Source organism: Paenibacillus sp. 2TAB26 (genome assembly GCF_052115145.1).
Lineage (GTDB): Bacteria > Bacillota > Bacilli > Paenibacillales > Paenibacillaceae > Pristimantibacillus.
Map to the genome: position 1 here is coordinate 25,174 of NZ_JBFRGC010000018.1, position 14,584 is coordinate 39,757.

Annotated in this window: 12 protein-coding genes; 2 read left to right on the forward strand and 10 right to left on the reverse strand. The window is 47.4% G+C overall.

The features are described from left to right. Nucleotides 1-111: 111 nt before the first annotated feature. On the reverse strand, nt 112-1,998 hold the full coding sequence (locus AB4Z50_RS20650) for a beta-L-arabinofuranosidase domain-containing protein (protein WP_441881509.1): 1,887 nt from the start codon (nt 1,996-1,998) through the stop codon (nt 112-114). A 190-nt stretch (nt 1,999-2,188) separates the two neighbouring features. Between AB4Z50_RS20650 and AB4Z50_RS20655 the strand changes: the two genes are divergently transcribed. Together AB4Z50_RS20655 and AB4Z50_RS20660 are read left to right on the forward strand one after the other, a co-directional pair. Continuing rightward, nucleotides 2,189-3,046, forward strand: a complete 858-nt coding sequence (locus AB4Z50_RS20655) for a helix-turn-helix transcriptional regulator (RefSeq protein WP_441881512.1) — start codon at nt 2,189-2,191, stop codon at nt 3,044-3,046. A gap of 74 nt (nt 3,047-3,120) precedes the next feature. Further along, entirely contained in the window at nt 3,121-3,657 is a 537-nt protein-coding gene (locus tag AB4Z50_RS20660; protein ID WP_441881515.1) for a GNAT family N-acetyltransferase, read from the forward strand. Between the two features lie 83 nt (nt 3,658-3,740). Here AB4Z50_RS20660 and AB4Z50_RS20665 read toward each other — a convergent pair whose 3' ends face one another. The 9 genes from AB4Z50_RS20665 to AB4Z50_RS20705 all read right to left on the reverse strand — a co-directional run bounded on the left by AB4Z50_RS20665 (nt 3,741) and on the right by AB4Z50_RS20705 (nt 14,580). Then, on the reverse strand, nt 3,741-4,913 hold the full coding sequence (locus tag AB4Z50_RS20665; protein ID WP_441881787.1) for a sugar ABC transporter permease: 1,173 nt from the start codon (nt 4,911-4,913) through the stop codon (nt 3,741-3,743). Between the two features lie 2 nt (nt 4,914-4,915). Then, nucleotides 4,916-6,439, reverse strand: a complete 1,524-nt coding sequence (locus AB4Z50_RS20670) for a xylose ABC transporter ATP-binding protein (protein ID WP_441881518.1) — start codon at nt 6,437-6,439, stop codon at nt 4,916-4,918. Between the two features lie 80 nt (nt 6,440-6,519). Then, entirely contained in the window at nt 6,520-7,620 is a 1,101-nt protein-coding gene (gene xylF / locus AB4Z50_RS20675; RefSeq protein WP_441881521.1) for a D-xylose ABC transporter substrate-binding protein, read from the reverse strand. A 133-nt stretch (nt 7,621-7,753) separates the two neighbouring features. Next, on the reverse strand, nt 7,754-9,301 hold the full coding sequence (locus AB4Z50_RS20680; RefSeq protein WP_441881524.1) for a response regulator: 1,548 nt from the start codon (nt 9,299-9,301) through the stop codon (nt 7,754-7,756). Continuing rightward, complete coding sequence (locus AB4Z50_RS20685; RefSeq protein ID WP_441881527.1) at nt 9,279-10,745, reverse strand: sensor histidine kinase; 1,467 nt, start codon at nt 10,743-10,745, stop codon at nt 9,279-9,281. The genes AB4Z50_RS20680 and AB4Z50_RS20685 overlap by 23 nt, the downstream gene beginning before the upstream one ends. Beyond that, a complete protein-coding gene (locus AB4Z50_RS20690; protein ID WP_441881530.1) occupies nt 10,742-11,719 on the reverse strand; it encodes a substrate-binding domain-containing protein in 978 nt (325 codons plus the stop codon). Before AB4Z50_RS20690 ends, AB4Z50_RS20685 begins: the two co-directional genes overlap by 4 nt. A gap of 183 nt (nt 11,720-11,902) precedes the next feature. Beyond that, complete coding sequence (gene fucU, locus AB4Z50_RS20695; RefSeq protein WP_441881533.1) at nt 11,903-12,328, reverse strand: L-fucose mutarotase; 426 nt, start codon at nt 12,326-12,328, stop codon at nt 11,903-11,905. A gap of 39 nt (nt 12,329-12,367) precedes the next feature. Next, on the reverse strand, nt 12,368-13,870 hold the full coding sequence (locus AB4Z50_RS20700) for a rhamnulokinase (RefSeq protein WP_441881536.1): 1,503 nt from the start codon (nt 13,868-13,870) through the stop codon (nt 12,368-12,370). Nucleotides 13,871-13,920: 50 nt separating this feature from the next. Continuing rightward, entirely contained in the window at nt 13,921-14,580 is a 660-nt protein-coding gene (locus tag AB4Z50_RS20705) for a class II aldolase/adducin family protein (protein ID WP_339203676.1), read from the reverse strand. Nucleotides 14,581-14,584 lie beyond the last annotated feature (4 nt).

The following is a 14,584-nucleotide window of genomic DNA, read 5'->3' on the forward strand; positions in this document are numbered from 1 at the left end:
AACTAGCTCATTTCGTAAAAATAAGTATAGAATATAGCCTTAATAGAAAAATGGCGGTGCAGAAACAACTCCTGCACCGCCATTTTGTTGTAAAGCTCGATCTCACTTTGCTTATCTCCGAATAACCGGCTTTCGCTCTCCAAGCAGCGGGAATTCACCGATTCGCAGCTTCGCGCTGCCATATGGCACTAGCTCCAGCTCAGTCACCGGCTGACCCTCTGTATCCGGATTAAGAGGCGGAGTTCCCGCGTTGTTGCCTTCCATCCGCCATTCTGCAACAAGCTTGCCGCTTGCTTTCAAGCGGATCGGCGCAGCAGCCGCATCAAACGGCTGATAGGGAATCGCCTCTTCGCTCACCATTACCTCAAAGCTGGTGTCCGCAAGCAGGCCATACTTCCATGGAGAACCCGGGTATATTTCCCAGTCATGAAACCGTTCACGCGGCCTAAGCAGCTGCCAGTTTTCCACCAGCGGCAGAGCGTAGACTAGAGGTCCACGTTCTACGCTTACTGCGTACAAATTGCGCGAAACGGTACGAACCTCCATAGGCAGCTTCAGCAGTAGCTTATCTCCGTCTTGCCATTCACGTTCAATTCGCGCGTAACCTTTTACTGGGTTTAAAACAATAGTTTCACCGTTCACAAGCAGGCTCGAATTGACGGACCATTCCGGCACACGCAGCGAAATAGCAAAAGTAGCGGAACGTTCAAGCACTAGCTCTATCGTCACTTCATCACGGAACGGATATTGTCCTCTTACTCGCACCTCAGCTGCAACGCCGTCTGCAACTGACGTCTGGACATGGCATGGAGCATACGATACCGCTGCCAAACCTCCGGCTGCATCCGTCATCCACAGATGAGAAGCAAACTTCGGCCATCCCTGATGCATATTTGATGTACAGCAGCCAAAATTAGGCTCTAAGCCAAATAGGTTGGCATCTGGCCCATTGCTCCAATTTCTAGGCGCTACATTGCAAACAATTTGATTCACCTGCTGATCATATTGATGCGCGCTCCAATCCTTGGAAATCGTAGCTGGCAGCGCGTTGAACGCCACCTTCTCCAAAATATCACCGAATCGCCCTTCGCCAAAAATCCGAGTAAGCTGCTCCATCGAATACATATACTCAACGACTGCGCAAAGCTCAACCCCTTGGCTCGGATGTGTACCCGACAGCCATTCGTCGCCGGAGAACATGCCATGCGCTTGCCCATGATGAGTCATTAAGCTGTCTATGCCGCGATGAACCGCATCACGCTGAACACTCTCACCATACAGCTCATATAAGATGCCTGGCATCTTGATACCCATCGCCACATTTACAACATGTGTTCGAAAATCCCATTGCTCTACTTTTCTCCAGAACGGGAAGTCATGGAAAATATCTGTCCAATCCAGTGTTTGACTGGCAACAATATCAGCCAGCTTGAGCAGCTCGGCATCTTCCGTCTTCTTATATAACCATAAAATACATAACAGCATTTCGGAGCCGCGCGACTTCGCCCAGCCGCGCAAAGGCTGCTCTTCGATAATCGAGCTTACATAAGCGAAAAATTTGCTAAGGAATGGAACGATTCGTTCATCGCTCGTTGCCTCCTCATATTGCATCATCACCTTTAGCATAATCATGAAATGCCACCAGTCCTGCTTCTTATCCAGGTCATTATTAACCGTCGTAATATGTGCAGGCCCAAAAAAGCCATTCTCCTGCTGGCTGGCGAGCGACCATTCTATCCAACGGTTCGCTTTCGCGATCAGCTTCTCATCGCCCAGTRTGTACGCAAGCGGCAGCAGCCCGTCCAAATAATAGGGGCCGCGCTCCCAGCTCTCGCCTTCCCCTCCTATCCAACCATTGTTCGGACCAACATCCGCCCAATGCTCCTCCAGATGACCCGTAAGTCCATCGGCTTGTATTCGAAGCTGATTATACAGCCAGCCTTCTGCCTTAATGCTGCCAAGCGGCAGCGCCCCAAATGCTTCATGTAATTGTCCCATGCTTCTGTACCACTCCTTCATGCCATGATGAATGCATACCGAATATACCATGCGGGACTTGCCCGATTGGATAGCTGATCTCAACCACTTTTTATCCAATCACAACATCTTTGTTTTATAGCATCTTTACTCAAACTGCAATCATCGCATATGATTATCCCGTAATGACTAAGCAAGGAGTGAAGCCTGAATGTTACAATTCATTTGTCCCCCCATGCCTCATTTCATTCATGGCGGCGAGGACACTTACCCTATACTTGGCGGACATGCTGATCGTTCAAACATTGGCGTATTCGATCTTATATACGTAACACGCGGCAGTTTATATATGGAGGAAGAAGGACAGGAGTTTAATATTTCGGCAGGCCATTATGCTATTTTTCGACCTGACCGTTCTCATCGAACGACTATGCCCTGCAGCGAGGAAACCCATTTTTATTGGCTGCACTTTCAAACGGTCGGTGATTGGAGTGAATCACATGAACGGCTTCCTTTCTCCATTTCACAGGAGGGGCAGCCCTTTGCTCCGATCGAGTATTTCCCTTTCCAGCTTCCAAAGCAGAAGCGTGTACTTGTCCCCCATGCCATTGAAGAGAAAATACGCGAGCTGCTGCAGCTGCAGGAGCAGCCCTCAGCTCAATCGCGCTGGACCCAGCAGCAAATTTTTCACCTCCTCCTCCAGCTGCTTCAGGATCAAAATCAATCGGCGGTGGATAGTCCTTATTTGCAAATTGCCGAAGCAACCGCTCTGTTCCTGCGGCGCAGCTATCAAGACCCGCTCAGCTATAAGAAAATGGCAGAGGAGCTGCATTTCCACCCCAATTATATTGCGATTTGCATGAAAAAAACTTTTGGGTGTACTCCCCTTGAGTACCTCACGCGCCACCGTATTGAGCAAGCGAAGCGGCTGCTTATCCACACGAATGAACCTATAGGCAAAATTGCCGAAGAAATAGGCTTCGGCTCCTTTCCTTATTTTGTTCGCTGCTTCACGAAACACACAAGCACGAAACCAAAAGCCTTTCGAATGCTGTATCGCTCTAAATAATCAATGAGAAACCCTTGCAACTTCCATATTTTTCTTTATACTTAATTAAAATTTACAATTTGGAGATGCATGCTATGACTGTATTTCATACCGACAGATTAATACTCAGACCATTTGAGGCTGGAGATGCCGAGGAACTACATCAGCTAATAAACGATTTTGATGTTGCAAGCACCACTCTAAATATTCCTTATCCTTATCCGGAAGGCGGAGCTGCTGCCTTTATTGCCCGTCGCGCTGAGATTGATCAAGAAGGGACAGGCTACACATTTGCTCTGATCGATAAAGGAAACCATACGTTTATGGGAAGCATCGGCATGACAATAAATAATAATCATAAAAGAGCTGAGCTTGGTTATTGGTTAGGCAAACGGTACTGGAATCAGGGGTATGCTACGGAAGGCGTCAAACGAGTTTTACAGTTTGGGTTCGAGAAGCTTGCACTTAATAAAATTGTTGCAGCTGCCATGACAAAAAATCCTGCCTCATCAAGCGTTATGAAAAAAAACGGCATGACATACGAAGGCACTTTCCGCCAGCATTTTCTAAAGTGGGATGTATATGAGGACATCGCTTATTACAGTCTTTTGCGCGAGGAATATTTCAAATGATAGATTAGCAGGACATCAGGGAGAAAAGGTTTCCCAGCAAAACTCCCTGATGCTCAAGCTTAGCTCATTGCCTGAATTCACATTTAAACCTTCTTGCGCTGCCGCGTGTAAATATCGACGTACACCGCAAGAATCAGTATGCCGCCCTTTACGATATATTGCCAGAAGGATTCAAGATTCATTAAGCTCATCCCGTTATCCAAGCTGGCCATTACGAGAGCTCCGATAATCGCGCCAACGATGGTGCCCGTACCGCCCATCAAGCTCGTTCCGCCGATTACGCAAGCCGCAATGGCGTCCAGCTCATAGTTCTGACCTGCACTCATTGTTGCTGCATTTAAGCGAGCAGTTAGCACTAGTGCAGCTATGGCTGCTAGCGTATTGCAGAGAACAAACACGAGCAATATGCGGCGCTTAATATTAATGCCTGATAATCGCGCAGCTTCCGGATTGCCGCCAATCGCATATACTTGACGGCCAAAGGTCGTATTTTTTGATATAAACGTAAAAATAAGCGCCAGCACAATAACCATAACGAATGGAACAGGAATACCTTTGTAGCTGTTCATTAAATAAACGAATCCAATAACAATGGCGCCAATGACGCCTAATCGCAGCACGCTGACGGCAAACGGCTCAACATCAAAGCCAAATTTAGCTCTTGCTGCTCGCTTTCGCATGACAAGGTATCCCGCAACGGCTAAAGCAGTAATGCCAAATATCCATCCGATAATATCCCCCACATAAGATTGACCAATGGCTTTCACCGATGGCGTCAGCGGAGCAATGGTAACGCTGCCGGTTGTACCAAACAAAATACCCCGAAAAATGAGCATCCCGCCGAGTGTTACAATAAACGCCGGCACCGCCCGATAAGCAATAATCCAGCCTTGAATAAAACCGATCGCCGCACCCACACCTAAGGTAGCTAAAATAACCGGTATCGTATTCCACTCGTACCACACGTTTAGAATTGCTGCGATACCACCCGTTAAGCCAACTAAGGAGCCTACCGACAAGTCAATTTGCCCTGCGACGATGACGAGCACCATTCCGATAGCCAGTATAGAGGTAACCGACATTTGTAGAAACAAGTTTGATATATTCGTCGGCGATAGAAACCGGTCATGCAGCAGCGAGAATAAAACCCAAATTGATATTAATGCCCCGATCATCGTATATGCGCGTGCGTCAAATTTCAGCCATTGCGGCCGCTGCTTCATTTTTGTCTGGCTTATCACCGTTTCTTGATTCATGCTCATCGTCCTTTTCCTCCCGTAGCAGCCGTCATAATCATCTCTTGTGTTGCTTCCTCTGCCTTAAACTCACCTGTCTGTTTTCCTTCTGCGATGACGATAATTCTGTGGCTCATGCCTAGCAGCTCTGGGAGTTCGGAGGATATCATAATGATGGACACGCCCTGCATAAGCAATTCGTTCATAATATTATAAATTTCAAATTTGGCGCCCACATCGATGCCCCGCGTCGGTTCGTCCAAAATTAAAATTTTCGGATTCGTCATCAGCCATTTGCCGAGTACGACCTTCTGCTGATTGCCGCCGCTTAAAGTTCCTACAATCGTCTCCACTGAATTCGCTTTCACTCGTAAAGAGTTCAAATATTGATTGCCTGCCGCAATTTCCTCATTAGGGCGAAGCACCCCGCCTGAGGATATAGCTGCAAGGCTTGCTAGACTGACATTGCTTTTAATATCCATGCCAAGAACAAGCCCATACTTTTTTCGATCCTCCGATACGAGCGCCAGACCAGCTTTTATAGCATGCCGCGTATGCTTAATCTTTACAGGTTTCCCGTCGATCTCAACCAATCCGTTGCTTTGACCTGGATAAGAACCGAATAAGCTCATGACCAGCTCCGTTCGCCCCGCTCCCATCAACCCGGCAATGCCTAATATTTCACCTTTGCGCACCTCAAAGCTCAAATGATCGATTACTTTTTTACCTTGCCGCTCCGGATTCATAACCGTATAATCCGTCACCTTAAGCATGACTGCACCGGGCTTTGCTTCCACCCGCGGGAATCGCTCCTTGAGCTCGCGTCCAACCATCAGTGAAATGACTTTATCCTCATTCACATCTGACACGTCGTATGTGCCAACCGCCAGACCATCCCGCAGTACCGTAACGGTATCTGCAATCGCAAACACCTCGTTAAGCTTATGTGAAATGTAAATGCAAGTAACGCCGCGTTTTTTAAATTCACGCAATATATTAAGCAATATATCAACTTCCTGCTCCGTTAAAGCAGCTGTAGGTTCATCGAGAATAAGAATATTCGCCTTCTTGGACAATGCCTTTGCAATTTCAATTTGCTGCTGCTTGCCGATGCCAAGGCCGCCGATCAATTGCTCTGGATTCACATCCAGAAGGCCGACTTCCTTCAGCCACCGCTCGCTCTCCTTGAATACGCGCTCCCAGTTAATAATTCCGAATACCGCCGGTTCTTTGCCGAGAAATAAATTTTCGCCAATCGATAAATCCTTCACTAGAGCAAGCTCCTGATAAATGATTGCAATGCCCGCTTCTTCCGCATCCTTTATTTTATCGAAGCGCTTCTCTTCACCGTTAATGAGTATTTGCCCATCGTAGGTGCCATGCGGGTATAGACCGCTCAATACCTTCATGAGCGTCGACTTTCCTGCTCCGTTCTCACCACACAGTGCATGCACCTCTCCTTTTTTCACCGAAAAGGTCACATCGCTCAGCGCTTTAACGCCAGGAAATTGCTTCGTAATATTACGCATTTCTAATGCCGCCGTCATTCCTTCCTCACCTCCGTAAATGGCAAAGAGGGGAAGAGCGTCTTGGCACCCCGCTTCTTCCCCTTTACCTGGTCAAGCAGCTACTTCACGTTTTTGTAAACATCGTCCTTGGAATGGAAGCCGTCTGCAATGACGGTAGCATCCATGTTCGTTTTGTCTACAGCTACCGGATTAAGCAGCACGGACGGCACATCGATTTTACCATTGTTAACTGTTTTATCAGCGCCTACATCCTCGCCTTTGGCCATCTTCACTGCAAGGTCGGCCGCTTTCTCAGCCAAATCCTTAATTGGTTTGTATACCGTCATCGTTTGTGTTCCTTCAACGATACGCTGTGCTGCCGCAAGCTCGGCATCTTGACCAGAAACAGGAATTTTTCCATCAAGCCCTTGCGCTGCAAGCGCTTGAATAACACCGCCTGCTGTACCATCATTCGCTGCGACTACAGCATCGATTTTGTTATCATTAGCAGTTAACGCATTCTCCATATTAGCCAGCGCGTTAGCTGGGTTCCAATCCTTCGTCCATTGATCGAATACGATTTGGATGTCACCGCTGTCGATGAGCGGCTGCAAAATATTAAATGCGCCTTTTTTAAATAAATGGGCGTTATTATCCGTCTCGGCACCGCCGATGTATACGAATTTCCCTTTTGGAGCCAATTTAATAATCGCCTCAGCCTGCATTTCGCCTACCTTTTCATTATCGAAGGAGATGTATAGATCCAAATCAGAGTTTTTGATTAAACGATCATAAGCAAGCACTTTAATACCGGCCGCATGAGCCTTTTCTACAATCGCTGCCGTTGCTTCTGCATTATGAGGGACGACGACCAGCACATCTACGCCTTGGCTTATTAAGTTTTCTGCCTGAGAAATTTGCTTCGCGTCATCGCTGTTTGCTGCTTGCACCTCTACCTTAGCGCCAAGCGCCTCGGCTGCTGCGATGAACAAATCACGGTCGCGCTGCCAGCGTTCCTCTTGCAGCGTATCGAGTGAAAGGCCAATTACAATTTTGTCATCGCCTGATTTTACGTTGTTCGTTTTTGTTGTTGCTTCTTTATCGGTTGACTTGGACCCCGCGTTCCCATTGTTTCCATTGCCGCTAGAGCATGCCGAAATTACGATGATTAGAGCTAGTACAAGCGATACAACTCCACCTCTTGTAAACCGTTTCCCCATTTTCTTCGCTCCCTTTTATAAAAAAATGTAAATGCTTACATTTCTAATATAACATCGCGCTGGAAGCAGAGAGCCGCCATCTTCCAGTACTCTTTTGCTATCGTCTGCATTTTTTTAAGGCGAACAGCCCTGCTTAGGCTCTTTTGCCAAGGATGGCTCTGCGGTAATCGGTCGGCGATACTCCGCATACCTTCTTGAACACCTTGCTGAAATAATTAGGATCGTTATAGCCAATCTCATAAGTAATTTCCTTTAAGCTTCGATCGGGATCAGCCATCAGCTTCTTGCCCTTTTCAATTCTACATTCGGTTAAAAAATCGATATAATTCATGCCTTCCTGATCCTTGAACATTTTGCTCATATAAAAAGGGCTTAAACCAAATCGCTGCGCCATCAGCTCCAGCGATATATCCTTCTCTGAATGTTCAATGATATACTGCTTCATTTGCAAAGCCGCATCCGGCTGTACTCTGCTCTGATGAGTGACGATGCCTTCGATCAGCTTAGTAAGCAAGCTTTCCGTTTCTGTACGCAGCTGCTGATACTGCGTCACTTGGAACGAAAATAACGGCTTCTCCACTTCGATCCCCATCTCCTCTGCGACACGGGCTATAATCCACAATCGCTCCAGCACCCATTGGGCAGATTGCTCCAAGGAAGCATGATGCTGATCATGGACGACGATTAGCTCCATCACCATCCTGCGTACAATATCCCATTTCCCTAATCGAATATGATCAACAAATTGTTTCTCAGTCTGTTTATCTTGATACCCGCCCGCAAAGGGACTACGCGATTCAATTTCACCATAAAATTGATGTTTCGCCGGCAGCGAGGCGTTGGCCGTTGCAAGCAAAGCCTCTTGATATGACAACTTCACGTTTTCTAACCCCTTATAGGAATCTCCGATTCCAACAAATAAATCTCCGCCAACTTCGCGCTGCCGCAGCAGTAAAAACTGCTGGACAAGCGAGGCTGCTTGAGCACGATAGGTTTTACCGGCATCTCGAAAAATGACAATTGGAATTTGCCGCGCAGACATCGCGCCTACCCAGCCGCTTCCAGCTTGTCTCACCCTTGCTTTAATCTGGCCATAGAGCACTTCTGACGTTGCATTGATTGGCAGCATGACGAGCATAACAAATGCCTCGCTTGTCCGCTCTCTGCCAAGCAGCCTCAGCATATCGTCGATATGGACATCATGCACATGGTCGAAGAGCAGCTGTGTCACGACATCTGATTCGACAATAGGCATCACTTTCCTCAGCGCTTCCTCCTCGTATTGCCTAATCGCAATCTCGCTTTTTTCACGCATAATCTCCTCTATGACCTTGCCAATCGTTGTTGTGATTTCACTTGCCTTGCTTGGCTTTAGCAAATAATCCTTAACCCCAAGCTTAATAGCCTGCCTTGCATAGTCAAACGTGTCATACGCAGTGACCATAATAAATTTGGCCGAAGGCAGAAAAACCGAGATTTTCTCGATTGCTTCGATGCCGTTAACGCCGGGCATTTTGATATCCATCAATATAAGATCAGGCTGCCACTCGCTTGCCGTCTCGATGGCTCTAGCCCCATTTCTTGCTTGCATAAATTGACAAGAAGGAAAACCTTTTTGCAAAATAGCCTGCAAGCCTTCCCGTTCTACTTGCTCATCGTCAACGATTAACAATTTCAGCATGCTCAGCTGCACTCCCTACGATTGGCATTTTTATCGTTACTTTCGTGCCCTCTTGCGGCGCACTTCTTATTTCAATAACGTCGTCGTCACCAACAAACAACCGCAGCCGTTTCACTACGTTGCTGAAGCCGATCCCCGTTGAATGGCCTACACCATCCGCATTTCCGCCTTCTGTCAAAATATGATTGGCCTTCTCCGCCGTCATGCCTGTGCCGTCATCCTCAATTTCAATAAGAACAAGATTATCCTTCTCATAGATGCGAAGTGAAATCGTTCCTCCATCCTCAAGCGGCTCAACTGCATGGATGACTGCATTTTCGATAATGGGCTGAAGCGTCAAGCAAGGCAGCAGCAGCTGCAGGCAGCTCTCATCCACCTCCAGTACAAATCTAAGCCGATCTGTAAAACGCGCGCTTTGAATTTCGATGTATTTCAATATGACAGACAGCTCTTCCTCAAGTGTGACTGCCCGGTCTAGCCGGCGCAAATTATAACGAAGCAAGCCTGCAACGTTGGCAATCAGATCGCTCGTTTCCTCCGAGCCGTCTAGGTATGCTTTTTTGGATAAAATATCTAAGGTGTTGAATAAGAAGTGAGGGTTAATCTGGCTTTGGAGGCTAATAAGCTGGCTTTCCTTCAGGAGCAGCTTATTCTGCTGAAGCTCGCTTTCGAGCTGTGCCTTCTGCTGAATCTCGGAGATGAGATTGTTAATATTGATCCGCATGCGATCAAAGGTTTTGGCGAGGAATGAAATTTCATCGTTGGAGTGTACTGCTATAGGCTTATCGAATCTGCCGCGCGATAATTCTTTTACAGCTATCGTCAACTTCTGGATAGGTCTTGTAATGCTAAGCGAAAACCAATAAGTAAACAGCAGCAGCATAATCGTGATTAGTGAAAGCAGCCATATGCCAAGCCGCTTCAGCTCCGCGCTTTGTTCGATAATGCCGCGGTAAAAAGCATCGTACGTCCGTACTTCCTTGTCGATGAGCGTTACTGTGGTTTCTGCTATGTATTTGTCGATGCGGGTCGCTTCCTCAAATTTCTCAGCTGATTGCTCCCCATTGCCTTGCTCCAAAAACATGACTGACAAATCCGCCGACGCCACCAAGCTATCAATCATATTGATGAAGCTCGTCAGCGTAAACGTATTATCCTTATTTCGAAGGCTTATCGTTTGCTGCTTTGCCATCATTATGTTTTCCTTGCTTTGATTCAGCGTCTGCTGCTTAAGTGCTGTTGGCTTCTGCAAATAATCATTTAATGCCGTAATCGTCTGATGACTGCGATCAGTCACCTCATTCATGCGCAAGTAACGCTGCAAAATATCATTGTATTGCTCCTGCGTCTTCTGATTATAGTAGGTGAGCACCATCCAAATCGTAACCATTATAAACAGCACAATTAAAGACATCGTCAATATTTTACGCTGAATGCTGTTCATTTGGCATCCTCCGCCCGCATGACACGAATATCTGTGAAATAACCGTCAGGGTTTAGCGGAACCTGCTCGCCTGTCAGCCATTTGATCATGAGAGCGACGCTTTCCTCGCCCATCGCCTCTGGTGATTGCGCAATTAAGGCATCTATCTTTCCTTGCTGCATCAAAGTAAGCGTCTCTGGTGAATCATCGAACGAATAGATAAAAAAGTTGTCCACTCGCATTCGCTTGCTAATCTCCTGAATAATCGAACCCGCATGATTCGCCGAAACGGCGATGAACGCATCCGCATCCGGTTCCTCATTAAGCAGTTCATTTGTTGCCGCCGCCACATCCTCACGGGAATCTCCTGCAGCTACAATCTTGGTTATAATCTTTGGGTACGAGTTCAGTACATTCAATATGCCCGTTAAGCGCGTTCTTTGGAAGTATTCCTGACGATCCGACACCATCAAAACCACTTTGCCCACAAAGCCCATATCCGACACCATCTGCCGCGCGATCATGCTCCCCGCTTCCAAATGATCCGAGCCTACATACGTTCTGCGCAAACTCTCGTTCATCGGCACATCGTTCGCTACGGTTATGACGGGGATACCTCTACTTGCCGCCTTCACCTTTGTTAAACTTTTAAATTCGTCTGTATCAAGCCCCTGCACGATGATTCCATCTACTTTAGAAGCAATCGCAACCTCAATATTTTTCAGAAAATCATCCCGATTTGTGCCATATGTCCCCCACACCTCAAGACTTGCACCATTTTGCTCTGCTGCAGCTTTAGCGCCTCGTTCCACCTTCGCCCAAAAAGGGGTATCTAGCTCCCTCGTTATGAGGACAAGGCGGTAGCTATTATGCTGCTCTGCCGTCAATGCCGGTTCAATCAATTCGGAGGAGAACACTTTAACCATGGAGGTTAACGTAAAAAACAAGATGACCAAGCACACTGCAAACAAGCTAACAATTATCGATTTGCGCAACCTATTTTCCTCCTGCCGACAAAATAGGATATTTTTATGAGAGCGGTTTCATATACAAATCATAGTAGATGGCTGGCTTGCTGTCTAGTTCTAGAGATAGAAAGAGGCTGCCCTCGGTATTTAACCGTGAAGGCAGCCTCCAAATATAAAGCCATAATATGATGCATAATTAGTCAGCTATTCTTAAATAACGCCCTTTTTCAAAATAAGATTGGCATAAAGCGCACTCTCGCCTGTAGCGATTACCGCATAAGCCTGCTTCGCACGCTCATAAAATGCAAAACGTTCGACCTGCTCAAATGGCTCCAATAGACCGGTACGCTGCTCGATAATCGAGCGGTATTGCTCCCAAATTGGGGTTTCAACCGTATCACCCGGAACCACCTGCATAAGTGCTGCTGGCTTCTCAACATATTGATCTAAAGGGAACAGCTGCAAAATAGCGTCAAGCAGCGCCGGTACATCATGCCCATCCGCACGAATGAGCCGCTTGGCATGACTTGCCGCCGGAAAGTTACCGTCGGCAATCACGATTTCGTCGCTATGTCCCATTTCGCTGAGCACCTTCAGCAGCTCTGGAGAAATCAGTTTCGATATCCCAATCAGCATGCTAACCTCCTCCTCCCGGTATCGATATAACCATATGAGTTATATGACTCTAGCAACACGCTCATAAGCTTCGAACGCATAATCCCACTCATTCTGCTGCTCAGGAGCAAATTCCTCTACCTTAAACGATGCTGCTACAAGCTTCCTTGCTTCTTGAAGATTGCCGCATTCGCCCAGCGCGACGAGCTGCATGAGCATATTGCCAATCGCACTTGCTTCTACTGGTCCCGTCCAAACCGGACGGGCAATCGCATTAGCCGTTAGGCGGCAAAGCAGCCTATTCTGAATGCCACCGCCAACCATATGCAAGCCATCAAAACGCTGCTTCGTCAATTCTTCCATTTGAGCCAGCGCCTGCCGATACCTTAAGGCCAAGCTCTCCAAAATGCAGCGTGTAATTTCTCCTATAGACTGCGGAACCTTCTGGGACGTTTGTTCGCAATAAGCTTGTATGCGCCCGATCATGCCGGAAGGTGCAAAAAACATCGGATCGTCGGGATGGATAAAGCTGCGGAAAGGCTCAGCGGCTTCGGCTTGCGTCACGATTTCTGCAAACGTCCAATCGTTCCCCTGCTCCTCCCATTCCCGTTTGCACTCTTGTAATATCCAAAGTCCCATAATGTTTTTGAGCAGCTGATAGGTTCCCTGAGCGCCTCCTTCATTAGAGAAATCAAGATCTTGCGCTTCTCTTGAGACGTTTGGACCTGCAAGCTCGGTCCCAAGCAGCGACCATGTTCCGCAAACTAGATATGCAAAGCCCGATTCACCATCCGCAGGAACAGCTGCAACCGCTGATTCGGTATCATGCGTTCCAACAGCAACGGCTGTAATCGGAGGGACATCCAGCTCGGCGCAAACCTCTGCCGTTAATTGCCCAATCTTCGTACCCGGATGAATCGGATCAAGAAACAACCGATTCGGAATGCCCAGCTCATCCATTAACTCTATATTCCATTGCTGTTCTTTAGGCTTGTATAGCTGCGTAGTCGTCGCCATCGTAAACTCGCACACCTTCACGCCTGTTAAGAAATAAGCAAGCAAATCAGGCGTTAGCAGCAGCGTTCTAGCTGCCGCAAGCTTCGGCGATGCCGCTTTCTTCATCGCATACAGCTGGTTTATCGTATTAAAGGGCATAAATTGCAAGCCGCCCTGCTCATATAACCGGTCTTTGCCAAACCGTTCGAGCAGCTCTTCTACTATTCCATCTGTTTGCGAATCACGGTAATGATATGGATTGCCTAGCAGCTCGCCATTATCATCGAGCAGCCCAAAGTCTACGCCCCATGTATCAATGCCGAACGTTTGCGGAGCGTAGCCTTCTTGAAAGGCTTTGCGAATGGCAAACTTCAGCTCCTGCAGCAGGCGTAAAATATCCCAGTGCAAATGACCGTGTACAGCCACCGGTTGATTCGGAAAACGATGAATTTCCGTCACCTTCAGCGAGCGCTGACCGCTTGCCTTATCATGCAGCAGCTCGCCGATTAACGCCCTGCCGCTGCTTGCGCCCAAATCAAACGCGAGCACAGTCGCAAGCTTCGTCATGCTTAAAGCCTCCTTTAACTAAAGCTGGCGCTTCACGAATGGGCATCGAATCACTTCATCTTTTGCAGTAATTCAATGCGGTAAGCTTCGCTCTCCAGCGATGCGATCTCTTCGAACTCTTCTGTCGTCAACACCTTAGGCTCACGAATCGCCTTGGCAATCAAATAAATTTTTGTGCTTTCTTCAACGACCTCCGTACGATAGTAAGCCTCGCGTAAATTGCGACCAGACGTTACTAAGCCATGGTTGCCAAGCAGTACTGAGCTTGCTTCATTTACTTTCGCTACGTATGCATCAGCGAGCTTATCCGTCGTCGGAAGCACATAGGGAACGTACACCGTCTTGCCAACGAGCGCTGCTTGATCTGGAAACATAATTGGAAGCTCCTGCTCAACTAAAGTGAATGCAATGCAATATGGCGGATGCGTATGAACGATTGCTCCAATATCCGGATTAGCACGATAGGCATATAGATGCATCAGAACCTCAGATGATGGACGAAGACCGATATCTGTTATTTCCCCAGTCTCAATATCTACCTCGACCCATTGATGCGGCTCAACCTCATCAAGAGCAAATCCGCTTGGCGAAAGATACATTTTGCCTTCAAACTTCGCGCTAATATTGCCGCCTGGCCCTACAACCAGCTTGTTCGTTACTGTTTTGCGAGCATATTTGCATAGCTCGTTGCGAATGTCCGTGCTACTCATTGTA